This window comes from Microtetraspora fusca (assembly GCF_001570365.1).
GTDB classification, from domain to species: Bacteria; Actinomycetota; Actinomycetes; order Streptosporangiales; family Streptosporangiaceae; genus Microtetraspora; species Microtetraspora fusca.
This window is the reverse complement of the sequence record NZ_BBYK01000045.1, coordinates 66,184-90,364: the sequence shown is the minus strand read 5'-3', so window position 1 is coordinate 90,364 and position 24,181 is coordinate 66,184. Positions and strand designations below refer to the sequence as shown.

Here is a 24,181-nt window from a genome sequence, read left to right as displayed (position 1 = left end):
CCGGTTTTCCTCCGCAGGCCGGGCCGTACACGGGCGGTGCCGAGATGCGCCGAGGGCCTCAGAACACGCGGCGCAGGATCCGGGCGGCGGTGCGGGTGAGCAGCTCGACCTCCTGCTCGTCGTAGTCCGCCTCGCCCGTGCCGAGGACGACCCGGGACACCACCCGGGGATAGGCGAGCACGAGCCCCTCGGCGACCACCACCCCGCGCGGTCCGTCGGGCGTGAACAGCTTGCCGCCGTGCACCGCGAGGATCGGCTGGACGCTCACCTCGATGCCGGACTCGCCGCTCAGCCGCTCGGACATGGCGGCCGCGGCATCGGTCAGCCCCTTGGCGACGGCGCTGCCGTACTTCTCGTCGAAGAACAGCCGGTCGCCGTAGCGGGCGATGTAGACGTCGGGACCCCATGCCTCGTTGTCCACGATCCACACCCCGCCGGGGCCGATCACGAGGTGGTCGATCGAGGTCTCCCCCGGTACGGCACGGCCGTCGAGCACGTTGTATCCGCGCCGCCGCAGGGCGCGGCGGAGCAGCTTGCCGGTGCGGATCTCGCCGCGCCGTTTGCCCCGCCACACGGCGGTGGACTCGCGGTCCCACCAGACCAAGAGCAGGTCGCCTCCGGCCGCGACGGCGGCGCCGAGGGGGACCGCCACAACCGGCAGGAGCCCGAACCGGATCGACAACAGGAGCCCGGCCACGGCGCCGATGCCCGCGACCCAGCGTCGTCGCTTGATCCGGGCGGGCCGGGCCTCATGCCAGAACTGCTCGTACCACCACTGTGGGGAGCTTCCGTGGAACTTCTCATCCTGCTCGACATAGATGGATTTCCTGGGCACAGGGCACCCCCGAGCGACGAAATGGGAGAAATGCGCTTGATCACGCAATACCCGAAAGATCGCCCAGGCCCGACGGAGGTAAGTGAATTAAACCGGCAAAGCTACACACACCACGTCAACATTGGACACATTACGCAAAGCGACCTCATCGGCACCCTCAGGCACGGCCACATCCGGACACGCGAAAGTGCGCCGACGCCGCTGTGGTCCCAGGTGCTCCACCGCCCCGGCCGTCGCGCGCGTGCGGGCGCACCGCCTCCAGAGCGAGGGCGGCGGGCTCGCGCGAGGTGGTCAGGTCCGTCTCTCCACGAGGAGTTCCAGTGTCCGGCCTGTCAGAGGTAGGGCCGCTGGTCGCGCTTGCGCTCCTCGTACCGCTCCCGCGCCGCCCGCGTCTCCGGGAGGCGCGACACCTCGGCGACCGGGACGTCCCACCAGGCCTGGGCCGGCGGCCCCTCCGCCGGGACCGGCTCGACGTACACGACCGTGGTGGTCCTGGCCGCGAGCGCCTTGGCGAGCGCGGCGCGCAGGCCGTCCGGGTCCCTGGCGGTCAGCACGTCGGCGCCGAGGCTGGCCGCGTTGACGGCGAGGTCCACGGGGAGCGGGCCGCCGTCCAGCTCGCCGGAGTCGCCGCGCAGCCGGTACGCGGTGCCGAGCCGCCGCGCGCCCACCGACTCCGACAGGCCGCCGATGGAGGCGAACCCGTGGTTGTCGACCAGGACGACGACGAGCTTGACGCCCTCCTGCACGGCGGTGGCGATCTCCTGGGCCATCATCAGGTAGGACCCGTCGCCGACCAGCACGACCACCTCGCGGTCGGGCCTGGCCAGCTTCACGCCCAGCCCGCCCGCGATCTCGTAGCCCATGCAGGAGTAGCCGTACTCGACCTGGTACTGGTCGGGGTCGCCCGGCCGCCACAGCCGGTGCAGGTCGCCGGGCATCGACCCGGCGGCGTTCACGACCACGCCGCCGTCCGGCAGGTCGTTGAGCGCGTCGTTGACGACGCCGAGGAGCACCGGCTGGGTCAGCTCGCGGCCCGACGTGGCGCGGGCGATCTCCTCCCGCCACTCGCCGGCGAGGCGGGCCGCGCGCGCGGACCACTCGGGGTCGGCCCGCCAGGCCGGCGCGCCGACCGTCCTGCCGACCGCCGCGTCGAGGGCGAACAGCGCCTCCTTCACGTCGGCGACGAGCGTCTCGCCCGCGTGCTTGGCCGCGTCGAACGCGGCGACGTTGATGTTGAGGAACCGCGCACCGCCGAAGAGCGTGCGCGAGGCGGTGGTGAAGTCGGTGTAGCGCGTCCCGATGCCGATCACCAGGTCGGCCTCGCGGGCCAGCGCGTTCGCCGCCGCGGTGCCGGTGTGGCCGACGGCGCCCGCCGCGAGCGGGTGGTCGTACGGCAGCGCGCCCTTGCCCGCCTGGGTCTCGCCGACCGGGATGCCGTGCTTCTCGGCGAAGTGCCGCAGCTCCTCGCACGCCTCGCTGTACTTCACCCCGCCGCCCGCGACGATCAGCGGCCGCCGCGCGGACTCGATCGCGCGTACGGCGCGGGCCAGCGCGGCGGGCTCCGGCACCGGCCGCGGGACGTGCCACACCCGGTCGCGGAACAGCTCCTCCGGCCAGTCGTACGCCTCGGCCTGCACGTCCTGGGGCAGGGCGAGCGTGACCGCGCCGGTCTCGGCCGGGTCGGTGAGCACCCGCATCGCGGCGAGCAGCGCCGACGGGAGCTGCTCGGGACGGTTGATCCGGTCGAAGAAGCGGGAGACCGGGCGCAGCGTGTCGTTGACGGTCACGTCGTAGGAGCGCGGGTCCTCCAGCTCCTGCAGCACCGGCGCGGAGACCCTGGTGGCGAAGACGTCGCCGGGCAGCAGCAGCACCGGGATCCGGTTGATCGTGGCCAGCGCCGCGCCGGTCACCATGTTGGTCGCGCCGGGGCCGATCGAGCTGGTGCAGGCGAAGGTGGACAACCGGTTCGCCGCCCGCGCGTACCCGACGGCGGTGTGGACCATCGCCTGCTCGTTGCGCGCCAGATAGTACGGCAGGGCCGACCGGGCGCCGGCGCCCTGCTCGGCCAGCGCCTGGCCGACGCCCGCGACGTTGCCGTGGCCGAAGATGCCGAGGCAGCCCTCGATGAGCCGCCGCTCCACGCCGTCCCGCTCGCTCCACTGCCGGGACAGGAAGCGGACCAGCGCCTGGGCCGTGGTGAGTCTCATGATGACGTTCCTCCCGATATCTCCAGCAGGCCGGCCGCGGTGTCCACCGCCGCGGCCACGTCGTCGTCGGGGGGGTACAGCAGCGCCCGGCCGACGACCAGGCCGCGCACGCCGGGCAGCCGCAGCGCCTTGCCCCAGGAGGCGAAGACCCGGTCGGGGTGCCGGCCGGGGTCGCCGCCGAGCAGCAGCGTCGGCAGCGTGGTGGCCCGCATGACGCGCTCCATGTCGTCGATCACCGGGACCTTGAGCCAGGTCCTGGCCGAGGTGGCGCCGAGCCCCTGGCAGACGCTGATCGCCCGGATCACCGCCTCCGGCGACAGGTCGTGGGTGACCACTCCGTCCGTCCGCGAGGACCAGAACGGCTCGATCATCGCCATCAGGCCGTGCCCGGCGAGGCCCGTGATCGCCCGGCCGCAGCTCTCCAGGGTGGCCGCGGTGGCGGTGTCCTCCAGGGCGATGCGGCACAGCATCTTGCCGCCATCCAGACGCATGGCCGCGATGGACTCGGTGTCGTACGCGGTGAAGCGGTCGTCGAACTCGAACGCCGCGTTCTGCACGCCGCCCCGGTTCATCGAGCCGATCACGATCTTGTCGTCGAGCGCGCCGAGCAGCAGCAGGTCCTCGACGATGTCGGGCGTGGCGAGCAGGCCGTCCACGCCCGGCCGGGACAGGGCGGTCAGCAGCCGGTCCAGCAGGTCGGCCCGGTTCTCCATCGCCATCGGACGGGCGCCCACGCCGAGCGCGCCCCGGGCCGGATGGTCGGCCGCGATGATCAGGAGTTGGTCGCGGTCGACCAGCAGGGGCCGGCGCCTACGCCGCGCGGCCGCGTCGGCCACCCGGCCGGGCCGCCACGCGCGGTCGTCGAGCAGCCGGCGGTAGTCCTCCTCACGCATCTGACGCGTCCCCCCTCGAAGAGTCGCCTGACAGGACGGCCTCGACCTCGTCGGCCGTGGGCATCGCCGGCGCGCAGGCCAGGCGCCCCGCGACGATCGCGCCCGCCGCGTTCGCGAACCGCAGGATCCGCTCCAGCGGCCAGCCGGCGAGCAGGCCGTGGCAGAGCGCGCCGCCGAAGGCGTCGCCGGCGCCGAGCCCGTTGACGACGTCCACCGGGACCGGCGGCACCTCCACGGCCTCTCTCTTGCTCATGCCCAGCACGCCCGCCGAGCCGCGCTTGACGATCGCCAGTTCGACGCCGGCAGCCAGCAGCGCCCGCGCGGCCTCGTACGGCTCCCGCGTGCCGGTGGCCACCTCGACCTCGTCGATGTTGCCGACCGCGACGGTGACGTGTGGGAGGGCGCGGCGTACCTGCTCGGCGGCGGCCTCCATGCTCGGCCAGAACATCGGCCGGTAGTCGAGGTCGAGCACCGTGTGCGGGCGGCGCCCGCGCGAGCGCCAGGCCGCGAAGTGCGCGCCCCGGGACGGCTCCTGGGACATGCCTGTCACGGTCGCCCAGAACAGGGGCACCCGCGCGATGGCCTCCAGGTCGAGCTCGGACGGGAGGATCTCCAGGTCGGGCGCCTTGGGGAAGCGGTAGAAGTAGAGCGGGAAGTCCTCCGGTGGCCGGATCTCGCAGAACGTCACGGGCGTGGGCAGGCCGGGCACCGCGAGGACGTACCGGTCGTCCACGCCGTACTCGCGCAGCGCGTCGTGGACGAACAGGCCGAACGGGTCGGCCCCGGTGCGGGTGATCACGGCGCTCGACCGGCCGAGCCGGGCGGCGGCCACGGCCACGTTGACCGGGCTGCCGCCGAGGTACTTGCCGAAGGTCTCCACCTCCCGCAGCGACACTCCGGTCTGCAGCGGGTAGACGTCCACGCCGACCCGGCCGATGGTGAGCACGTCCGTCACTCCGCGCTCCTCAGGGACGCGACGAACGCGACACCGGCCGCGCCCGTGTCGGCGTCGGAAACGTCCGGCGCATCCACGAGGGAGGCAAGGGTGACGGCACGAAACGCACCGATGCGGCCCAGGACCGGCGAACCCACACGCATGTCGACTCCTTGCCCAGGGGCCTTCAGTTCTAGATGACCGACGGTGCAGCGTCAAGAGTTTGTCAGGACATTCTGACTAACTTTCGCACCCCCGGGACGCGGACCGGGAGGGCGCGCATCGTTCGTCGTCGAGCCGCCGCCCGCCCGCCTCCCGGCAAACCCCGCAGCCGGTAACGGGGACCGCCGCCACCCGCCAAATAACCGCAGGTCAGCGGGGTGACGCTAGGTGCGCGACGCACTTACCAAGGCAGCCGGAGGTTGATAGACGTTGAGGCACACGGCGTCCGCGTTCACGCGCAGCGCGTGACGCCCCGCTGTGGCCAAGAGAGGGGTAGGCCATGAGCGCACCAGCGGTTACCGCCGCGCTGGACGAGGTGCACATCCTGTGGACCTCGGAGGGGATGAGCTGCGACGGGGACACGGTCTCGGTGACCGCCGCGTCGCTGCCGAGCATCGAGGACGTCGTCCTCGGCCTCGTCCCCGGCCTGCCGAAGGTGCACCTGCACAACAAGGTGCTGGCCCAGCAGGTGGGCGACGAGTTCATGGCCGCCTTCCACCAGGCCGCGCGGGACGAACTCGGCCCCTTCATCTTCGTCGTCGAGGGCTCGATCCCCAACGAGAAGATCAACGGCGAGGGTTACTGGACGTCCATGGGCAACGACCCGGTCACCGGCGACCCCATCACGGTCAACGAGTGGATCGACCGGCTCGCGCCGAGGGCGTGGGCGGTCGTCGCCGCGGGCACCTGCGCCACGTACGGCGGCATCCACGCGATGGCGGGCAACCCCACCGGTTGTATGGGGCTCGCCGACTACCTCGGGGCCGACTTCCGCTCGGCGGGCGGGCTGCCCATCGTGAACGTGCCCGGCTGCCCGGTGCAGCCGGACAACTTCATGGAGACCCTGACCTGGCTGCTCTACCAGGCCGCCGGCCTGGCGCCGATGATCCCGCTCGACGAGCGGCTCCGGCCGACGTGGCTGTTCGGCAAGACGGTCCACGAGGGCTGCGACCGGGCCGGCTACTACGAGCAGGGCGACTTCGCCAAGGACTACAACTCGCCCAAGTGTCAGGTGCGCATCGGGTGCTGGGGCCCGGTGGTCAACTGCAACGTCACCAAGCGCGGCTGGATGGACGGCATCGGCGGCTGCCCCAACGTGGGCGGCATCTGCATCGCCTGCACCATGCCCGGCTTCCCCGACAAGTTCATGCCGTTCATGGACGAACCGCCCGGCGGCAAGATCTCCTCGGCGATGTCCAGCGTGTACGGGGGGATGATCCGCAGGCTGCGCGGGATCACGAACACGACGGTCAACGAGGAGCCCCGCTGGCGGCACAACCGGCCCAAGCTCACCAGCGGCTACGCGCCGCGCTGGCCGCACCGGTAGAAGAGGGGAACGACACGGTGGCAATCCGATCGCAGAAGGCGGCTGAGGAGCAGCGAACGCTGGTCGAGATGTCCTGGGACCCGATCACCAGGATCATCGGGAACCTCGGCATCTACACCAAGATCGACTTCAGCAACAAGGAAGTCGTGGAGTGCAAGAGCACGTCGTCCCTGTTCCGGGGCTACAGCGTGTTCATGCGCGGCAAGGACCCGCGGGACTCGCACTTCATCACCAGCCGGATCTGCGGCATCTGCGGCGACAACCACGCCACCTGCTCGGTCTACGCCCAGAACATGGCGTACGGCATCAAGACGCCGCCGCTCGGCGAGATGATCATCAATCTGGGCGAGGCCGCCGAGTACATGTTCGACCACACGATCTTCCAAGACAACCTGGTGTTCGTCGACTTCTGCGAGCAGATGGTCAAGGAGACGAACCCGGGCCTGCTGCGCCGGGCGGAGACGGCCGAGGCGCCGCACGGCCACATCCACGGCTACCGCACGATCGCCGACATCATGCGCGCCTTCAACCCGTTCACCGGGGCGGTCTACCGCGAGGCGCTGCAGATGAGCCGGCTCACGCGGGAGATGTTCTGCCTGATGGAGGGGCGGCACGTCCACCCGTCCACCCTCTATCCCGGAGGCGTGGGGACGGTCGCGACGCCGCAGGTGTTCACCGACTACCTGGTGCGGCTGCTGCGGGCGCTGGACTTCATCAAGAAGGCCGTCCCGATGAACGACGACGTCTTCGACTTCTTCTACGAGGCGCTGCCCGGCTACGAGGAGGTGGGGCGGCGGCGGATCATGCTCGGCTGCTGGGGCGCGTTCCAGAACCCCGGCGTGGTCGACTACAACTACCGCACCATGAACGACTGGGGCCGCGCGATGTTCGTGACCCCGGGCATCGTCCTGGACGGGCAGCTCCTCACGACCAACCTGGTCGACATCAACCTCGGCATCCGCATCCTGCTGGGCAGCTCCTACTACGACGACTGGGAGAACGAGGAGACGTTCGTCACCCGCGACCCGCTCGGCAACCCGGTGGACCAGCGGCACCCGTGGAACCAGACGACCCTGCCCCGGCCGCAGAAGCGCGACCTGGAGAACGGCAACTACTCCTGGGTCATGAGCCCCCGCTGGTACGACTCGCGCACCGGCGACTACCTCGCGCTGGACACGGGCGGCGGCCCCATCGCCCGCCTCTGGACCACGGCGCTCGCCGGGCTGGTGGACACCGGAACGGTCAAGGCGACCGGCCACAGCGTCATCATCAACCTGCCCAAGAGCGGACAGCTCCCCGAGATGCAGTTCGAGTGGAAGATCCCGAAGTGGTCCAACACCATCGAGCGGGACCGCGCGCGCGTCTACTTCATCGCGTACGCGGCGGCGATGGCGGTGCACTTCGTGGAGCAGGCCCTCGGCGAGGTCAGGGCGGGGCGCACCAAGGTCTTCACCGACTTCGACGTCCCGGAGGAGGGGCTCGGCGTCGGCTTCCACGAGGCGGTGCGCGGCGTGCTGTCGCACCACCTGGTGATCCGCGACGGCAAGATCGCGAACTACCACCCGTACCCGCCCACGCCGTGGAACGCCAGCCCACGGGACGTCTACGGGACGCCCGGTCCGTACGAGGACGCGGTGCAGGGGATGCACATCTTCGAGGAGAACGGCCCGGAGAACTTCAAGGGCATCGACATCATGCGCACGGTGCGCAGCTTCGACCCCTGCCTGCCGTGCGGCGTGCACATGTACCTCGGCGAGGGCAGGGTGCTCAGGCAGGTCCACTCCCCCACACTGGGCACGAGCGTGTCGGGCTGAGGTGAGACCGATGGCAGCGCACATCCCGCTGACGGACGAGGAGGCCGCCGACCGCGCGCACCGCGTGGAGGAGCTGCTCCAGCGGGTCGAGTCGATGACGGACCCGCAGGCCCGCGCCACCGTCGCGGAGCTCCTCCAGCCGCTGCTGGAGCTGTACGGCGAGGGCCTGGCGCGGATCATGGCGGCGGCCGTGACCGCGGGCGGCGCTTCACTGGGCAACGCGCTGGCGGCTGACGAGCTGGTCGGGCACCTGCTCCTGCTGCACGGCCTGCACCCGTCGGATGTCGAGACCCGCGTACGGAAGGCGGTGGAGCGGGCCGCCCCGCGCCTGGGCGGGGCGAACGCCGAGCTGGTCGCGGTCGAGGCGGAGGGCCGCCCGGGGGACGACGAAACGGACGCGGCCCCCGGCGGCCCGGTGGCCCGGGTCCGGCTGCGCCGCCGCGGCGGCTGTCGCTCCGCGGTGCCCGCCCTGCGCGCCGCGCTGGAGGAGGCGATCCGCGACGCCGCGCCCGAGATCGCGCGGGTCGAGATCGAGGAGGCGGCCCCTCCGGCGGCCGTGATCCCCGTGGACAGCCTGCTGCGCGGCCGTTCCGGCGCCGGGACGTCGTGAGGCGGCCGCGATGGAACGACGGATCACGATGGACTCCCTGCGCCGGTATCTCACCCGGCCCCAGGACGCCGCGCCGCAGAACGCCACGGGCGCGGACGCCCCGGCGGCCGTCGAGCGGTGCGACCTGTGCGCGACGCCGGTCGCGGACGGGCACCGGCACCTGGTGGACCTGTCCAGCCGCGAGCTGCGCTGCGCGTGCCGCCCCTGTGCGACGCTCTTCGACCGGCCCGGATCGGGCGGCGGGCAATACCGGGCCGTTCCCGACCGCCGCTGGTACCTGCGCGGGTTCGCACTGGACGACGCGGCATGGGACGCCCTGCGCATCCCCGTCCGGATGGCGTTCTTCTTCCACGACTCGGCCGCGCGGCGGGCGGTGCTCCTCTACCCCAGCCCGGGAGGCGCGGTCGAGTCGCCGCTGGCGCGCGCGACCTGGGCGCGGCTGGAGGCGGCCAACCCGGTGCTCGGCGGGCTGGCCCCCGACGTGGAGGCGCTGCTGGTCGACCGTACGGGCGACGCGCGCGACCACTGGATCGTGCCGATCGACGACTGCTACGCGCTGGTGGGCCTGATCCGGACGCACTGGAAGGGCCTGGCCGGCGGGCCGGAGGTCTGGCGCGAGATCACCGCCTTCTTCGCCGGCCTGCGCCGCGGGGCCGCGACCGTGGACGCCCGCGGCGGCACACGCGACGGGAACCGACCGGAAGGAGCCCGGCCATGACGAAGTCGAGCGCCGCGACCAAGATCAAATCCAAGATCGGGAAGGGCCGGGCGCCCGAGGCGATCAGGACGGGACGCGCCATGGTCAGCCCGGACTTCACCGCGCACATCAAGGGGATCAAGGAGGGCAACGCGGCGGGGCACTACGAGCATCAGCGGGGCCACCTCCCCGACGGCCGCTCGACCGCGGCGCGGTCCACCGGGATCAACCCGGGCAGGCGCGACCCCATCGACCCGCGCATGCCGAACCTCTCCCCGGCCTGAGGAGGAGGCGAGTTTCCGATGACGACGACGGCCTGCCCGCCCGCGCTGCGGGTGACGGTCGAGGGCGTGGAGGCGGCCGAGTTCGCGGCCGTCCCCACGCTCCGGTTCCACGCGCGGCTCGACAGCGCGGGCCCCGCCGAGATCCGCTCGCTCGACCTGCACGCGCAGATCCGCATCGCGGCGGCGCGCCGCCCTTACGACGACGAGGCGCGGGAGCGCCTCGCCGAGCTGTTCGGCCCGCCGCGAGATTGGGGCCGTACGCTGCGCAGCCTCCTGTGGACGCACGCCACCGCGCGGGTCCCCGCCTTCCACGACGGCGGCTGCGTCGCCGAGATCCCGGTGACCTGCACGTACGACTTCGACGTGGTGGCGGCCAAATACCTGCACGCCCTGCCGGACGGGGAGGTCCCGCTGGAGTTCCTCTTCAGCGGCACGATCTTCTACCTGGAGGGCGGGCTGCTGCGGGCGGCCCGCGTCCCGTGGGACACCGAGGCCGAGTTCACCATGCCGGTACGCGTCTGGAAGGACCTGATGGACCACTACTTCCCCGGCAGCGCCTGGCTGCGCCTGGACCGCTCGGTCTTCGACCGGCTCTACGCCTACAAGGTGCGCAACACGCTCACCGGCTGGGACGACGTGATCTCCGCCCTGCTGGAAGGGCGGTGAGCGGGCCGTGGACGACGTGCGACGGATCGCCCAGGCCGTGCTGTACGAGGGCTACCTGCTGTGGCCCTACCGCCGGTCGGCGCTGAAGAACCGGCACCGCTGGACCATCGGGGGCCTCCACCCCAGGGCGTTCTGCGCCGAGGACGGCGACGCGTGGTACGCGCAGACGCAGTGCCTGGTGGAGGCGGCGCCCGAGGACGCGATCGACGTGGAGGTGCGCTTCCTGCACGCGCTCACGTGCGACCCGGCCCGGCCCCGGGACGACGGCCACGGCCTGCGCCTGGAGACGGTCCCGGAGCTGACCGCGGGCGACCTGCGGCACGTCGCCCACGAGGAGGCGACCGAACGCGAGGTCCACGTGCCCGGACTGACCCTCGGCGGCCTCGTGGAGCGTCCGCACCGCGAGCAGGTCGACTTCCCCGCCGGACGCGAGGTCGAGTGGCTGTCGGAGCCGTCCGGGCGGCGGGTCGGCGCGATCGTGCGCGCCTGGCGCAAGGTGCGCGGCGAGGTGGAGATCCGCGCCGAGCGACCGGCCCCCGGGGTCTTCCGGCTCACCGTCCTGGTGGTCAACACGAGCGGATGGGAGGGCGACTCCCGCGAGGAGGCGCTGAAACGGACGCTCCTGTCCTGCCACACCGTGCTGCGGACGCAGGGCGGGACGGGCTTCGTCTCGCTCATGGACCCGCCGGACGAGCTGCGGCCGCTCGCCGAGGGATGCCGCAACGTCGGCGTCTGGCCGGTCCTGGTCGGCCCCTCCGGCACGCGCGACACGATGCTCTCCGCGCCGATCATCCTGTACGACCACCCCGAGATCGCGCCGGAGAGCCCGGGCGACCTCTTCGACGCCTCCGAGATCGACCAGTTGCTGACCCTGAGCGTGCTGTCGCTGACCGACGAGGAGCAGCGCGAGATCCGCGACGGCGACCCCCGCGCACGGGAGATCCTGGACCGGTGCGCCGCGCTGACGCCCGAGCAGCTCATGCGGCTGCACGGCACCCTGCGCGACATCCGCCCGGTCCGGCCCGTACGCCCGATGGCCGAGGAGGGGCCGTGACATGACGATGGACTTCTGGGCGCGCATGGAGAGGCGGGGGCCCGGCACGGTGGAGGTCGACGGCGTGCCCGTCGGCCCGGGGAGCAGGGTGCGGCTGCGGCCGAGGTCCTCCCGGGCGGACATCTTCGACCTCGCGCTCGCCGGACGGATCGCGGTCGTGGAGGCCGTCGAGCAGGACGACGAGGGCCGGCCGCACCTCGCGGTCACCCTGGAGGACGACCCGGGCCGCGACCTCGGTGAGGCGCGGCTTCCCGGCCACCGCTTCTTCTACGCCGCCGAGGAGGTGGAGCCGGTCGTCGAGGAGGAGGCCGTCGCCGCCGCCCGGCCGGTCCGCGTCCTCGTCGCCGGGATCGGCAACATCTTCCTCGGCGACGACGGCTTCGGCGTCGAGGTCGTGCGCCGCCTGGAGCAGTCCCGGCCGCCCGAGCTGCCGACGGGGGTGGACGTCGTGGACTTCGGGATCCGCGGCATGGACCTCGCGTACGCGCTGCAGCGGGACTACGCGGCCGTGCTGTTCGTGGACGCCGCGCCGCGCGGGGAGCGCCCGGGAACGCTCACCCTCCTGGAGCCCCGTCTCTCGGACGAGGGCGGAACGCCGGTGGAGACGCACGGCATGGACCCGGTGCAGGTGCTGCGCCTCGCCCGGGAGCTGGGCCGGATCCCCCCGCGCGTCCTCGTCCTGTGCTGCGAGCCCGCGGCGGTGCTGAGGGGGACGCCCGACGAGGACGTCCTGGTCGAGCTCAGCGTCCCGGTGCGGACCGCGGTCGACGACGCGGCCCGCATGGTCGTGTCGGTGGCGGCCGGCCTGGTCGCCGACGCGGGCGAAGCCGGTCGTGACGGACGTCCGGGAGAGATCCCGGAGGAGGAAGGGAGTGCGCACCGATGAAGAAGCTCAAGGTGACCGCCGCGGTCCTGGCCGGCGTCACGCTGGCGCTCGTCGTGGTGCAGTGGCCGGACATCCGCCGCTACCTCAGAATCAAACGGATGTAGCCCACCGAACGCGGCAAGGCCAGGACCCGCGAGGGGCAGCCGCCAGGACGCCGATCAACAGCGGTCCACCCTGATGAACTTGGCGGGGTAGGCCCGCTGGGAGGTGATGGCATACCCCGCCCCGACACCAAGGCAGTCGGAATCGGTTGCGTATTGCCAAACGATCACGAGGTGCATGTCGACACCGCAGTTGTTCGTTGCGGTCACCGTCCTCGTCAGGCCAGAACTTGACGTCTTCGTGGTTATGCAACTCGGAGCTTGCTGTGCCAGCGCCGACGACGCGGTCACCAGCCCTCCGGCTACGATTGTCAGCGTGGCGGCGATCGTGGTTGTCGCCCTTCTGAACTTCATGATCCATTCCTTTGCCTCGCTGCCGGTTCGGAATTTCACCGACTCGAGCAAGGATCTGACATATCCGTATACGCGCCGTATATCACTACGCGTCATCAGGTGAAGGCACTCCGGCTTCGACCGCCGCTACGAGCACCAGGCCAACCACACACCCGCGAGGGGCGCGGCGGTGTCTGGACTGAGGAGCGAGCGGGGAGCGAGGGACGAGCGACTCCGAGCGACGAGGGAAGACATCGCCTCAAGGCGCCCCGAGCCCGCGCGAGCGCAGCGAGCGCAAATAGACACAGCGAGCGCCATCAAACACCGTCGGGGTGGGATCGGCGGTTCTCGATCAGCGGTGCGAGCCGGCGCATGTAGTAGTCGAGCCTCCTGCGCGTCTCCTCCAGCGTGCCGAGCCAGCTCAGCAGCTCGGCCTGCCCCTTGGCGGTGATCCGGTAGACGCGCCGTGCCGGTCCCGTGCCGGAGGGCGCCCAGTCGGAGCACAGGCATCCGTGGCGTTCCAGCGAGCGGAGCGTGCGGTAGACGGTGCTGGTGTCGCCGTCGACGATGCCGAGGGGACGCAGCCGTCGCACCAGCTCGTACCCGTGGTCGGGGCGCTCGCCGAGCAGCAGGAGCAGGCACGGGCTGAGCAGGTTCTTCGGCTCCCACATGCTCACTCCGCACCACCGTTCCTCGGCCGCTCGTCGTTCCCGAGGCGCCGGCGGCGACCGGCCCCCCAGGGCGGACCTGCCTGGCCGCCGCTGTGGGAACGCGGGCGGGGACGTCCGGGAATTCGACCGTCGAAATCCCCGAATCATGCCGGTGAATACCCGGGCTTCCCCAAAAGCCCACACGAGGGGAATTATCCGGAATTTCATCATTTCCCCAGGAGTCGTCGCGATCACGCCGACGGAACGCCCCTCAACGCCCGGCGCGCGACGTGTACGCCCTGGAACCCGGACGACGTGCGCGAACGAACCCCGGACGACGGCCGGGAAAATCCGGTTCGTAACCCCCGGCGGCGGAGTTAAACCTGCCTTTACCCGATGCTCGACGGTCGCTGAAGAAGCGCTAACTAATCTGGCGCAGATGATTCGCCGAGCCAGGAGGGAAACCTGAGCCGGCTGTGACGGGGAGAAATACGATGAATCAGCTTACGGAGACCGCCGCACGGCGTGGCGGCTCCACGCCGGCGCCGGATCTGTCCTCCCGCAAGGGGATCCGGGCCTGGGCGGCCTCGCGCCGCTGGTACCTGGCGCTCGCCGCGGTGGCCGTCTGCTACTCGGCGGTCCAGCTCATGGTGACGGCCCGGGTCGGGCTGGGCTGGGACGAGAGCATCTACGTCAGCCAGTTCAGGCCGGGGATCCTCCCGGCCTGGTTCAGCGCGCCGCGGGCACGGGGCGTGCCGCTCCTGGTCGCGCCGGTGACCGTGTTCACCTCGTCGGTCATCGCCATCCGCGTCTACCTCAGCCTGCTGTCCGGGCTCGGCCTGTTCCTCGCGTACGCGCCCTGGGTGCGGCTGCGCCCGGGGGCCGCCGTCCCCGCCGCGGCCGCGCTGTTCGCCGGGCTGTGGACGTCGCTCTTCTACGGCAGCGAGGCGATGCCGAACATCTGGGTCGCGTTCTGCGCGGTCGGCGGCGTCGCCCTGTTCTGCCAGACCAAGCGCAGGGGGGCGCTGGTGGGACTGGCGATCGCCTTCGCGATCGCCTCGCTGGTCCGCCCGACGGACGCGTCCTGGCTGGCGCTCCCCCTCGTGGTGTACGGGCTGGCGACCCGGCGGCTCCGGCAGGTCGCGGCCGTCGTCGTGGGGCTCGCGGTCGGCTGGGGCGAGTGGCTGGTCGAGGCGGCGCTGAGCTACGGCGGCCCGCTCGCGCGGCTGTCCGCGGCGAGCGCGAAGAACGAGGCCGGGCTGCACTTCAGCCTGGGCGAGCATCTGCGGGCGCTGGACGGCCCCATCCTGTGCCGCTTCGGCCACCCCTGCGGCGACATCCCGCTCGGCCACCTCGCGTGGTTCGCCGCCATCCCCGTGCTGGCGGCGGTCGGCCTGTGGGCGGTGCGCAAGCCGTCCCGGAGGCGGCCGCTGCTCATCGCGACCGCCTCCGGGACCGCTCTCGCGCTGTCGTACATCTTCACCATCGGGTACGCCGCGCCGCGCTTCCTCCTTCCGGCGTACGCGCTGCTCGCCCTGCCCGTGGCCTGCGGCCTCGCGTCGGTGGCCCGGGTCCGGGTCGGCCGGGTACTGGTCGCCGCCGCGATGCTGGCGTTCTTCGTGCTCCAGGGCGGCACGCTGCTCGAGCGCGCCGAGATCGAGGGCGCGGCCCGGGAGCCCGACCGCCTGGCCGCCGAGGCGCTGCACGGCCTCGGCATCTCGCGCCCGTGCTTCCTGTACGGCCACGCCGCGATCCAGGTCGGCTACCTCTCCGGCTGCGGCATGGTCGGAATCACGAAGGACTACGGCGGCTACGAGCTTCCCCGGCAGATCGACGCCGCGCTCGTCCGCGGGGACTGGGTCGGCGTGCTGAGCAACAGGAAGGACACCCCGGCCGCGTTCCTGACGTCCTGGCGGCGGACCCCGCTGATCACGACGGCGACCGAGCAGTGGTACCTCTACCGGCCGCCGAGCGCCCTCGCACCCGAGCCGCGGCAGCACAGGTAGAGCGCGGCGCGGCGGCCGGGCCGGATCAGAGGCGCTCGATGATCGTGACGTTGGCCTGGCCGCCGCCCTCGCACATGGTCTGCATGCCGTAGCGGCCGCCGGTGCGCTCCAGCTCGTGCAGCAGGGTGATCATGAGGCGGGCGCCGGTGGCGCCGAGCGGGTGTCCGAGGGCGATCGCGCCGCCGTTGACGTTGACCCGCTCGGGGTCGGCGCCCGTCTCCTTGAGCCAGGCCAGCACGACCGAGGCGAACGCCTCGTTGATCTCGACCAGGTCCATGTCCTCGATGCGCATCCCGGCCTTCTTCAGCGCGTACGCGGTGGCGGGGATCGGCGCGGAGAGCATCCGGATGGGGTCCTCTCCGCGGGCGGAGAGGTGGTGGACGCGGGCGCGCGGCCGCAGGCCGTGCGTCCGGACCGCCTCCTCGGAGGCGATGAGCAGCGCGGCGGCGCCGTCGGAGATCTGCGAGGCGACCGCGGCGGTGAGCCGCCCGCCCTCCTCCAGGGTCTTCAGCCCGGCCATCTTCTCCAGGCTGGTGTCGCGCCGCGGGCCCTCGTCGTCCTTGACGCCCTCGATCGGCTCGATCTCACGCGTGAAGCGGCCCTCGTCGATGGCCTGGATGGCGCGCATGTGCGACCGGTAGGCGAACGCCTCCATGTCCTCCCGGGAGATGTCCCAGTCGCGGGCGATCATCTCGGCGCCGCGGAACTGGGAGACGTCCTGCTTGCCGTACCGGGCCTGCCAGCCGAGCGAGCCGACGTACGGGCCCTCGGTGAAGCCGAGCGAGTCGGCCGCGCCGCGCGAGGCGAACGCGATGGGGATCTGCGACATGTTCTGCACGCCGCCGGCGACCACGAGGTCGGAGGTCCCGGACATGACGGCCTGCGCGGCGAAGTGCAGCGCCTGCTGGGACGAGCCGCACTGCCGGTCCACGGTGACGCCGGGCACCTCCTCGGGCAGCCCGGCCGCCAGCCAGCAGGTGCGCGCGATGTCGCCGGCCTGCGGGCCCACGGTGTCGAGGCAGCCGAACACCACGTCCTCCACGGCCGACGGGTCCACGCCCGAGCGGGCCATGAGTGCCCTGAGCGCGTGCGCGCCGAGGTCGGCCGGGTGCACGCCGGACAGGCCGCCGCCCCGCTTGCCGACCGGGGTGCGCACCGCTTCCACGATGTACGCCTCCGCCATCACAACTCCTTAGGTTGAAGGATCCCTTCGAGGACCATCGCGACGTACTGCCTGGCGATCTCGTCGGCGGGCAGCGGGCCGTCGCAGCGGTACCAGGTCGCGGCCACCCAGACGGTGTCGCGGATGAACCGGTAGATGAGGCCGGTGTCGAGGTCGGCGCGCAGCTCGCCGTCCAGGACGCCCCGGTCGAGGACCGACAGCCACACCTCTCGGAACCGCCGCTGGTTGTCCAGCAGGTACGAGAAGCGCGGGTTCGTCGCCAGGTGCTTGGACTCGTTCTGGTAGATCACGACGGCGGGGCGGTGCCGGTGGATCGTCTCGAACGACGCGCCGACCAGGGCGCGGAAGGTCGCGCCGGCGCCGAGCCCCGCGCCGAGCACCTCCTCGTACGCCGCCCACATGTCGGTGAGGAACGCCGACAGGATCTCGTCGGCCATCGACTCCTTGGAGTCGAAGTGGTAGTAGAGGCTGCCCCCGAGGATCCCGGCCGCGTCGGCCACCTCGCGCACGGTGGTGACGGCGTATCCCCGGGAGGCGAAGACCTCGGCCGCCGCGGCGAGCAGCTCGGCCCGCCGCTCGGCCCGCGCGGCCGCGGTGCTGTCGGAGTCTCGGCGACGTGGGCTCATGGATCGGTGGGCCTTTCGGTGCCGTAAGGGGCCAGGGGGGAACGGTCGGCGGACCGGCTCAGGGGTGCTGGCTGGACACGGAGACCACCTCGCCGGTCATGTACGAGGAGTAGTCGCTGGCAAGGAAGACGATGACGTTGGCGACCTCCCACGGCTCCGCGTACCGGCCGAGGGCCTCGCGCCTGGTGAGCTCGTCCAGCAGCTCCTCGGTGGTGACCTTGGCCAGGAAGGGGTGCATGGCCAGCGAGGGGGCCACCGCGTTGATCCGCACGCCGTACGGCGCGGCCTCGAGGGCGGCGCACCGGGTGAGCGCCATGACGCCGGCCTTGGCCGCCGCGTAGTGCGCCTGCCCCTCCTGGGCCCGCCACCCGATGACGGACGCGTTGTTCACGATCACGCCACGCGCGCGCGGCTGCATCCGGGTGAGCGCGGCGCGGGTGCAGCGCATGGTGCCGTTCAGCGTCACGTCGAGCACCTTGTTCCACTGCTCGTCGGTCATCTCGACGAGCGTGGCCGTGCCGCCGAGACCGGCGTTGTTGACGACCACGTCGAGCGGGCCGAAGCGCTCCTCGGCCTCGGAGAACAGACGCTGGACCTGCTCCTCCGAGGTCACGTCGCACGGGACGGCGGTCACCGAGCCGGGGCCGAACTCCTTCTCCAGAGTGGCCTGGGCCTCCGACAGCCGCCGCTCGTGGGCGTCGCTGATCACCACACGGGCGCCCTCCTCCAGCATGCGGCGGGCGCAGGCGCCGCCGATGCCGGTGCCCGCGGCGGCGGTCACCACGGCCACCCGGTCGCGCAGCAGGCCGTGGCCCGGAACGTAGGACGGCTTCATTCCCGACCCTCCTCAGTGAGCTTCACATGGTTTACTCTACCAAACAATTGTTAGAAAGAATGAGGGGTGCCGATGACCGTAGTCCGCTACGAGCGGCGCGGGCCGGTGGCGGTGGTCACCATGAACCGCCCGCAGTACCGCAACGCACAGAACTCAGCGATGACCTACGCCCTCGACGAGGCCTTCTACCGCGCCGTCGCCGACGACGAGGTCAAGGTGATCGTGCTGGCCGGCGAGGGCAAGCACTTCTCGGCCGGGCACGACATCGGCACACCCGGACGCGACGCGCACGTCTCCTTCGACCGCAGGGCGAGCCTGTGGTGGGACCACGTGGGCAAGGAGGGCGCCGAGAGCCGCTTCGCCCGCGAGTCCGAGGTGTACCTCGGCATGTGCCGCCGCTGGCGCGAGATCCCCAAGCCGACGATCGCCATGGTGCAGGGCGCCTGCATCGCGGGCGGGCTCATGCTCGCCTGGGTGTGCGACCTGATCGTCGCCTCGGACGACGCGTTCTTCGCCGACCCGGTGGTGCGCATGGGCATCCCCGGTGTCGAGTACTTCGCCCACCCGTGGGCGATGCCGCCGCGGATCGCCAAGGAGTTCCTCTTCACCGGGGACCGGATGCCCGCCCGCCGGGCGTACGAGGTGGGCATGGTCAACCGGGTCGTCGCCCGCGAGGAGCTGGAGGCCGAGACGTTCGCGCTGGCCGAGCGGATCGCCGCCATGCCGCGCCTCGGGCTCGCGCTGACCAAGAAGGCGGTGAACCAGGCCGAGGACCTGCAGGGGATGCACGCCGGGATGGATTCGGTGTTCGGCCTGCACCACCTCGCGCACGCGCACAACGCCGAGACCTCGGCCGACTCCCTGGCCGGGATGGATCCCAAGAGCATGAAGGCGGCCGCCGATGGATCTTGACCTGTCCTCCGTCGAACCGTTCCGGAGCGAGGTCCGGGACTGGCTGCGCGCGCACGTCCCCGCCACTCCCCTGCCCTCGCTGGAGGTCGAGGAGGGCTTCGCCGCGCACCGCGCGTGGGAGCGCGAGTTGCACGAGGCGCGGCTGTCCGTCGTCTCCTGGCCCAGCCGGTACGGCGGCCGGGACGCGACGACGCTGGAGTGGCTGGTCTTCGAGGAGGAGTACTACGCGGCCGGGGCCCCGGGCCGGGTCAGCCAGAACGGCATCAACCTCCTCGCCCCGACCCTGTTCAACCACGGCACGCCCGAGCAGCTCGACCGGATCCTGCCCTCGATGGCGTCGGGCGAGGTGATCTGGGCCCAGGCGTGGTCGGAGCCGGGCGCCGGCAGCGACCTGGCGTCGCTGCGCGCCACCGCGACCCGGGCGGACGGCGGCTGGCTGCTCAACGGCCAGAAGACGTGGAGCTCCCGCGCCGCCTTCGCCGACTGGGGCTTCGGCCCGTTCCGCTCCGACCCGGAGGCCGAGCGGCACCGCGGCCTGACGTACCTCATGTTCCCGCTGGACGCCGAGGGCGTGACCCGCCGCCCGATCGGGCGCATCGACGGCAAGCCGGCCTTCGCCGAGCTGTTCTTCGACGACGTCTTCGTGCCCGACCGGGACGTGATCGGCGCGCCGGGCGAGGGCTGGCGGGTCGCGATGAGCACCACCGGCAACGAGCGCGGGCTCACCCTGCGCAGCCCCGGGCGGTTCCTCGCCGCCGCCGACCGGCTGGTGGAGCTCTGGAAGGAGCGCGGCGACCCGGCCGACACGGCGCTGCGCGACCGGGTGGCCGACGCGTGGATCAAGTCGCGGGCGTACCGGCTTAAGGGGTTCGAGACCGTCTCGCGCACCGAGGACGTCGGGGCCGAGTCCAGCGTCAACAAGATCTTCTGGTCGGAGCTGGACGTGGCGCTGCACGAGACCGCGCTCGACCTGCTCGGCCCGGACGGTGAGCTCGACGGCGAGTGGCTGGAGGGCTACGTCTTCTCCCTCGCCGGCCCGATCTACGCCGGGACCAACGAGATCCAGCGCAACGTGATCGCCGAGCGCGTCCTCGGCCTGCCCAGGTCGGGGCGGTGACCGATGGGACGCGACCGGGACAGCGCGCGTGTCGGCGCTTGTGACAGCGCTTGCGAGTGGGGCGCCCTCGCCTACCTCGGGCGCGGCGTCATGACGACCATCGGGAGGCGGCCGTGAAGTTCATCCTCGACGCCGAGCAGCGGCTGTTCGGCGAGACCCTGCACAAGCTCCTGGCCGAGGCGGGCACGCCGGCCGCGATCCGCGCCTGGGCGGCCGGGTCGCACGGGCCCGGCCTGGCCCTGTGGCGCTCGCTCGCCGACGCGGGCGCCCTCGCCGTCGCCGTGCCCGAGTCGGCGGGCGGCGCGGGACCGCTCCCCGTCGAGCTGGTCACCGCCTTCCACGAGCTGGGACGGCACGCCGCGCCGGGGCCGCTCGCCGAGAGCGTCGCCGTCGCCGCGCTGCTCGACGGGCTGGCCCCCGAGGATCTCGTCGTCGCGCCCGGGACGGTGGAGGGGTGGCTCGCGGGCATCGCCGAGGGGAACACGGTGGCGACGGTGGCCCTGCCCCCGGCCGTGCCGTACGCGCTGGACGCGGACGCGGCGGGGCTCGTGCTGGCGGTGGACGGCGACGAGCTGCGCGCGGCGCTCCCCGGCGCGGCGCGCGTCTCCCTGGATCCGGCCCGCCGGCTCTTCCCCGTCGAGGGCGGCAAGCTCCTCGCCCGCGGCCCCTCGGTGCGCGCCGCGGCAGAGGCCGCACACGACATGGGCGCGCTGGCGACCGCCGCCCAGCTCGTCGGCGTGGGCCGCGCGCTGCTGGACGCCTCGGTCGAGTACGCCCGGGCGCGGCGGCAGTTCGGACGGCCGATCGGCGAATTCCAGGCGGTCAAGCACCACCTCGCGAACGCGCTCGTCGGCCTGGAGTACGCCCGGCCGCTGGTCCACGGCGCGGCCCTCGCCCACGGCTCGCCGGACTTCCCCCGCGACGTGTCCGCCGCGAAGGTCGCCGCGTCGGAGGCGGCGTACGCGGCGGCCAAGATCGCCCTCCAGGTGCACGGCGCGATCGGCTACACCGACGAGTACGACCCGAGCCTCTGGATCAGGAAGGCCCGGGCCCTCCACTCGGCGTGGGGCTCCTCCTCGGCGCACCGCGCCCGGGTGCTCGCCGCCCTGGCCTGACCCCTCCCCGCAGGCGGGCCCCCGATCGCGTGCCGCGATCGGGGGCCCGTCGCGTTTGGGCGCTTTCGATCAGGTCCGTGGCCGTCTGCCCGGTCCGGAACGGCGCACCGCCGGCCTGAGGTCAGCGTCCGACGCCGACCGTTTCCGGGACGGCGGGGGCGGCGAGGTGGTGGCGCAGGCGTTCGCCCTCGATGTCGAGGTTGGGCAGCGCCCGGTCCAGGGAGCGGGGCAGCCACCAGGCGGCGGCGCCGAACATGGACATCACGGCCGGAACCAGCGTCATTCGGACCACGAAGGCGTCCACCAGCACGCCGACGGCCAGCGCGAAGCCCATGGACTTGATGATCGGGTCGTCCATGAACACGAACCCGCCGAACACGGCCGTCATGATCAGCGCGGCGGCGGTGACGACGCGGGCGTTGTGTCCCATGCCGTTGATCGTGGCCTGGCGCGGCGTGTCGCCGTGCACGTAGTCCTCGCGCATCCGCGAGACCAGGAACACCTGGTAGTCCATGGCCAGCCCGAACAGGATGCCGATCAGCAGGATCGGCAGGAAGCTGACCAGCGGTCCCGGCACGTCCAGGCCGACCAGGTCGGCGAGATGCCCCTGCTGAAAGATCGCCACCGTGACGCCGAAGGTCGAGCCGACGGTGAGCAGGAAGCCCAGCGCCGCCTTGACCGGCACCAGGATCGAGCGGAAGACCAGCATCAGCAGCAGCACCGACAGGCCGATCACCAGCAACAGGTACACCGGCATGGCGTCGGCCAGCTTGTCGGAGACGTCGATGCCCACGGCGGTGGCGCCGGTCACCGCGATCTCCGCGCCCTTGATGTCGGCGACCTTGGCGCGGATGGCGTGGACGGCGTCCTCGGTGGCCGCGGCAGTGGGTCCGGCCTTCGGGATGATGGTCAGCAGCGCGGTGGTGCCCGCGGGGTTGGTCTGGGGCGGGGCCACGGCCAGGACGCCCTCGGTCTGCTGGATCAGCGCGGAGGCCTGTCCGGCGGCCGCGGTGGTCGCCGTGGCGTCGGGGGCGGTGACCACGGCGATCAGCCGGGCGTTGAAGCCCTCGCCGAACCCTTCGCTGGTCAGGTCGTACGCTTCGCGGGCCGGTGAGCCGGTGGCGGCGGTGCCGGCGTCCGGCAGGGCCAGGCGCAGGTCCTGCGCGGGCAGCGTGAGCGCGCCCAGGGCGACGACCCCGGCCAGCAGGATCGACACGCGCAGCCGGGTGACGATCCGCCCCCAGGTGTGTCCGAAGCCCTCCCGGGCCGGGCTCGCCTCCTGGCCCGCCCGCTGCCCACGCGGCAGCACGCGGGCCCCGGCGTACGACAGGAACGCGGGCAGCAGCGTGAGGGCGACCAGGACGGCGACCGCCACGGTGCCCGCGGCGGCCAGGCCCATGACGGTGAGGAAGGGGATGCCGACGACCGACAGACCGGCGAGCGCGATCACGACGGTGGCTCCGGCGAACACGACCGCCGAGCCGGCGGTGCCGGTCGCCAGCCCGGCGGCCTCGTCACCCTCCATGCCCTCCGCGAGGAACTGGCGGTAGCGGGACGTGATGAACAGCGAGTAGTCGATGCCGACGGCCAGGCCCAGCATCAGTGCCAGCACCGGCGTGACCGAGGTCAGCTCGACGACGCCGCTGAGCGCGAAAAGCCCGGCCATGCCGACGCCGACGCCGATCAGCGCGTTCAGCAGCGTCATGCCGGCGGCCACCAGCGAGCCGAAGGTGACGACCAGCACGACCGCGGCGATCAGGACGCCGACCCCTTCGGAGCCGCCCACTTCGGGCGCGGTGGTCATGATCTCGCCGCCGTGCTCCACCCGCAGCCCGGTCACCGAGGAGCCGGCCTTCAGGTACGCGTCACGCTGGGCCGCGGTGACGTCCTTGAGCCCCCGGTCGAACTGGACCTGGACCAGGGCGTGGCGGCCGTCCGCGGAGACCGCGCCGACCTGGAACGGGTCCAGGGCGGCGACGACGCCGGGGACGGCGGCCGCCTCCTTCACGACGGGGGCGACGGCCGCGGGGTCCAGTTTCCTCCCCTGCGGGGCGGCGACGACGATGGTGCCGGTGGCCCCGCTGGCCTGGGGGAACTCCCTGGTGAGCGCGTCCAGCGCCCGCTGCGACTCGGTGCCGGGCATGACGAACTTGTCGGTGGTGGACCCGCCGAAGGCGGCGACCGCCCCTCCCAGCAGCGCCAGCAACAGCAGCCACACGGCGGCCACGCGCCCTCGCCTGCGGAAGGAGAACCGGCCCAGCCGGTACAGCAATGTTGACATCGGAAGCGGGATCTCTTTCTCGAAGAGTCAGTGGATGGGGCGGCCGAGCGCACGCAGCGCGCCCCGGGTCAGCTCCGCGCGCAGCGTCTCCTCGGGCACCGCGAGGTCGGCGGCGCTCGTGAGGGTGACGCCCACCAGCACCATCCAGCCCCAGACCCGGGCCCGCGGGTCCCCGGAACGGCCGGTCAGCGCGTCCACCAGCCGCTCGGTGAGGGCCTTCATGTCAGGCATGTCGGGCACCTCGGGACGGCTGGTCATGGCGTCCAGGTCGTGTATGAGGATCGTGGCTTCGCGCCGGAAGCGCAGGGACAGCTCGACGAGCCCGGCGACCGCCCCGCGTACGGCCTCGTCGCCGTCCAGCCCAGCGAGCCGCTCCTCCAGTTCGGCCAGCTCCCGCCCCACCGGCGACAGCAGCTCGGTGAGGATCGCGTCCTTGTTGGTGAAGTGGTACAGCAGGGACGCCTTGGAGCAGCCCACGTCCGAGGCGATGTCCTGCAGCGACGTGCCGCGGAAGCCGGCCGTGGCGAACAGCCGCGCCGCCGACTCCAGGATGTCCGCGCGCATGGTGGTGGCGGAGCGAGTCATGTGATCAC

Annotated in this window: 26 protein-coding genes; 14 read left to right on the top strand and 12 right to left on the bottom strand. The window is 72.3% G+C overall.

Translation table 11 applies throughout. From position 1 onward, the window contains the following. Positions 1 to 58: 58 nt before the first annotated feature. From AWQ68_RS14350 to AWQ68_RS42445, 5 genes are all read right to left on the bottom strand, one after another. On the bottom strand, positions 59 to 835 hold the full coding sequence (locus AWQ68_RS14350) for a nuclease-related domain-containing protein (RefSeq protein ID WP_066940523.1): 777 nt from the start codon (positions 833 to 835) through the stop codon (positions 59 to 61). Positions 836 to 1,167: 332 nt separating this feature from the next. Further along, positions 1,168 to 3,042: a 3D-(3,5/4)-trihydroxycyclohexane-1,2-dione acylhydrolase (decyclizing) gene (iolD, locus tag AWQ68_RS14345; RefSeq protein ID WP_066940520.1), complete on the bottom strand. Its 1,875-nt coding sequence runs from the start codon at positions 3,040 to 3,042 to the stop codon at positions 1,168 to 1,170. Further along, entirely contained in the window at positions 3,039 to 3,935 is an 897-nt protein-coding gene (locus tag AWQ68_RS14340; RefSeq protein WP_066940517.1) for a Cgl0159 family (beta/alpha)8-fold protein, read from the bottom strand. The genes iolD and AWQ68_RS14340 overlap by 4 nt, the downstream gene beginning before the upstream one ends. Continuing rightward, positions 3,928 to 4,890 (bottom strand): 5-dehydro-2-deoxygluconokinase, encoded by a 963-nt coding sequence (gene iolC / locus AWQ68_RS14335; protein ID WP_066940514.1) that lies wholly within the window; start codon positions 4,888 to 4,890, stop codon positions 3,928 to 3,930. Before iolC ends, AWQ68_RS14340 begins: the two co-directional genes overlap by 8 nt. Continuing rightward, entirely contained in the window at positions 4,887 to 5,033 is a 147-nt protein-coding gene (locus tag AWQ68_RS42445; RefSeq protein ID WP_157545299.1) for a hypothetical protein, read from the bottom strand. The genes iolC and AWQ68_RS42445 overlap by 4 nt, the downstream gene beginning before the upstream one ends. Positions 5,034 to 5,371: 338 nt before the next feature. Between AWQ68_RS42445 and AWQ68_RS14330 the strand changes: the two genes are divergently transcribed. Genes AWQ68_RS14330 through AWQ68_RS46170 form a run of 9 tightly spaced genes read left to right on the top strand, consistent with a single transcriptional unit; the run spans position 5,372 to position 12,533 of the window. Beyond that, on the top strand, positions 5,372 to 6,418 hold the full coding sequence (locus AWQ68_RS14330; RefSeq protein ID WP_066940511.1) for an NADH-quinone oxidoreductase subunit B family protein: 1,047 nt from the start codon (positions 5,372 to 5,374) through the stop codon (positions 6,416 to 6,418). Between the two features lie 17 nt (positions 6,419 to 6,435). Continuing rightward, positions 6,436 to 8,232: a nickel-dependent hydrogenase large subunit gene (locus AWQ68_RS14325; RefSeq protein WP_245655907.1), complete on the top strand. Its 1,797-nt coding sequence runs from the start codon at positions 6,436 to 6,438 to the stop codon at positions 8,230 to 8,232. 10 nt (positions 8,233 to 8,242) lie between these two features. Continuing rightward, on the top strand, positions 8,243 to 8,842 hold the full coding sequence (locus tag AWQ68_RS14320; RefSeq protein WP_066940505.1) for a NifU-related iron-sulfur-binding protein: 600 nt from the start codon (positions 8,243 to 8,245) through the stop codon (positions 8,840 to 8,842). 10 nt (positions 8,843 to 8,852) lie between these two features. Then, positions 8,853 to 9,560, top strand: coding sequence for a DUF5947 family protein (locus tag AWQ68_RS14315; protein WP_218006874.1), 708 nt, complete (start codon positions 8,853 to 8,855; stop codon positions 9,558 to 9,560). Further along, positions 9,557 to 9,823 carry a hypothetical protein gene (locus AWQ68_RS14310; protein ID WP_245655906.1) on the top strand — a complete coding sequence of 89 codons (267 nt, stop codon included), beginning with the start codon at positions 9,557 to 9,559 and terminating at the stop codon, positions 9,821 to 9,823. Before AWQ68_RS14315 ends, AWQ68_RS14310 begins: the two co-directional genes overlap by 4 nt. A gap of 18 nt (positions 9,824 to 9,841) precedes the next feature. Beyond that, positions 9,842 to 10,489: a DUF6084 family protein gene (locus AWQ68_RS14305; RefSeq protein ID WP_066940502.1), complete on the top strand. Its 648-nt coding sequence runs from the start codon at positions 9,842 to 9,844 to the stop codon at positions 10,487 to 10,489. Between the two features lie 7 nt (positions 10,490 to 10,496). After that, complete coding sequence (locus AWQ68_RS14300) at positions 10,497 to 11,543, top strand: hypothetical protein (protein ID WP_066940499.1); 1,047 nt, start codon at positions 10,497 to 10,499, stop codon at positions 11,541 to 11,543. 1 nt (position 11,544) lies between these two features. Then, positions 11,545 to 12,429 carry a hydrogenase maturation protease gene (locus tag AWQ68_RS14295; protein WP_245655905.1) on the top strand — a complete coding sequence of 295 codons (885 nt, stop codon included), beginning with the start codon at positions 11,545 to 11,547 and terminating at the stop codon, positions 12,427 to 12,429. Continuing rightward, the gene (locus AWQ68_RS46170; RefSeq protein WP_373281521.1) at positions 12,426 to 12,533 is read left to right on the top strand and encodes a DUF6893 family small protein; all 108 of its coding nucleotides are present in this window, start codon (positions 12,426 to 12,428) and stop codon (positions 12,531 to 12,533) included. Before AWQ68_RS14295 ends, AWQ68_RS46170 begins: the two co-directional genes overlap by 4 nt. Positions 12,534 to 12,587: 54 nt before the next feature. On the opposite strand, the gene AWQ68_RS46440 is transcribed toward AWQ68_RS46170, so the two are convergent. Then, positions 12,588 to 12,740: an alpha-amylase inhibitor gene (locus AWQ68_RS46440; protein ID WP_505781160.1), complete on the bottom strand. Its 153-nt coding sequence runs from the start codon at positions 12,738 to 12,740 to the stop codon at positions 12,588 to 12,590. Between AWQ68_RS46440 and AWQ68_RS14290 the strand changes: the two genes are divergently transcribed. Beyond that, positions 12,709 to 12,987 (top strand): hypothetical protein, encoded by a 279-nt coding sequence (locus tag AWQ68_RS14290; RefSeq protein WP_066940496.1) that lies wholly within the window; start codon positions 12,709 to 12,711, stop codon positions 12,985 to 12,987. The genes AWQ68_RS46440 and AWQ68_RS14290 overlap by 32 nt on opposite strands. Positions 12,988 to 13,180: 193 nt before the next feature. Here the strand turns inward: AWQ68_RS14290 and AWQ68_RS43550 are convergent, their stop codons facing one another. Continuing rightward, on the bottom strand, positions 13,181 to 13,534 hold the full coding sequence (locus AWQ68_RS43550) for a PadR family transcriptional regulator (protein ID WP_169808917.1): 354 nt from the start codon (positions 13,532 to 13,534) through the stop codon (positions 13,181 to 13,183). A gap of 473 nt (positions 13,535 to 14,007) precedes the next feature. On the opposite strand from AWQ68_RS43550, the gene AWQ68_RS14280 reads away from it, so the two are divergent. Further along, the gene (locus AWQ68_RS14280) at positions 14,008 to 15,519 is read left to right on the top strand and encodes a hypothetical protein (protein ID WP_066940490.1); all 1,512 of its coding nucleotides are present in this window, start codon (positions 14,008 to 14,010) and stop codon (positions 15,517 to 15,519) included. Between the two features lie 25 nt (positions 15,520 to 15,544). On the opposite strand, the gene AWQ68_RS14275 is transcribed toward AWQ68_RS14280, so the two are convergent. From AWQ68_RS14275 to AWQ68_RS14265, 3 genes are read right to left on the bottom strand one after another with little or no spacing between them, the layout of a single operon-like run. Then, positions 15,545 to 16,702, bottom strand: coding sequence for an acetyl-CoA C-acetyltransferase (locus tag AWQ68_RS14275; RefSeq protein WP_066940487.1), 1,158 nt, complete (start codon positions 16,700 to 16,702; stop codon positions 15,545 to 15,547). Then, positions 16,702 to 17,328, bottom strand: coding sequence for a TetR/AcrR family transcriptional regulator (locus AWQ68_RS14270; RefSeq protein ID WP_066940484.1), 627 nt, complete (start codon positions 17,326 to 17,328; stop codon positions 16,702 to 16,704). Before AWQ68_RS14270 ends, AWQ68_RS14275 begins: the two co-directional genes overlap by 1 nt. Positions 17,329 to 17,386: 58 nt before the next feature. Beyond that, on the bottom strand, positions 17,387 to 18,163 hold the full coding sequence (locus tag AWQ68_RS14265) for an SDR family oxidoreductase (protein ID WP_066940481.1): 777 nt from the start codon (positions 18,161 to 18,163) through the stop codon (positions 17,387 to 17,389). A gap of 72 nt (positions 18,164 to 18,235) precedes the next feature. Between AWQ68_RS14265 and AWQ68_RS14260 the strand changes: the two genes are divergently transcribed. The 3 genes from AWQ68_RS14260 (at position 18,236) to AWQ68_RS14250 (ending at position 21,307) form a co-directional block, all read left to right on the top strand. Beyond that, positions 18,236 to 19,075: an enoyl-CoA hydratase gene (locus AWQ68_RS14260; RefSeq protein WP_066940478.1), complete on the top strand. Its 840-nt coding sequence runs from the start codon at positions 18,236 to 18,238 to the stop codon at positions 19,073 to 19,075. After that, complete coding sequence (locus tag AWQ68_RS14255; RefSeq protein ID WP_066940475.1) at positions 19,065 to 20,192, top strand: acyl-CoA dehydrogenase family protein; 1,128 nt, start codon at positions 19,065 to 19,067, stop codon at positions 20,190 to 20,192. Before AWQ68_RS14260 ends, AWQ68_RS14255 begins: the two co-directional genes overlap by 11 nt. A gap of 113 nt (positions 20,193 to 20,305) precedes the next feature. Further along, entirely contained in the window at positions 20,306 to 21,307 is a 1,002-nt protein-coding gene (locus AWQ68_RS14250) for an acyl-CoA dehydrogenase family protein (RefSeq protein ID WP_066940472.1), read from the top strand. A 121-nt stretch (positions 21,308 to 21,428) separates the two neighbouring features. Here AWQ68_RS14250 and AWQ68_RS14245 read toward each other — a convergent pair whose 3' ends face one another. Together AWQ68_RS14245 and AWQ68_RS14240 are read right to left on the bottom strand one after the other, a co-directional pair. Next, positions 21,429 to 23,588 carry an MMPL family transporter gene (locus AWQ68_RS14245; protein WP_066940469.1) on the bottom strand — a complete coding sequence of 720 codons (2,160 nt, stop codon included), beginning with the start codon at positions 23,586 to 23,588 and terminating at the stop codon, positions 21,429 to 21,431. A gap of 27 nt (positions 23,589 to 23,615) precedes the next feature. Then, on the bottom strand, positions 23,616 to 24,173 hold the full coding sequence (locus AWQ68_RS14240) for a TetR/AcrR family transcriptional regulator (protein ID WP_066940466.1): 558 nt from the start codon (positions 24,171 to 24,173) through the stop codon (positions 23,616 to 23,618). Positions 24,174 to 24,181 lie beyond the last annotated feature (8 nt).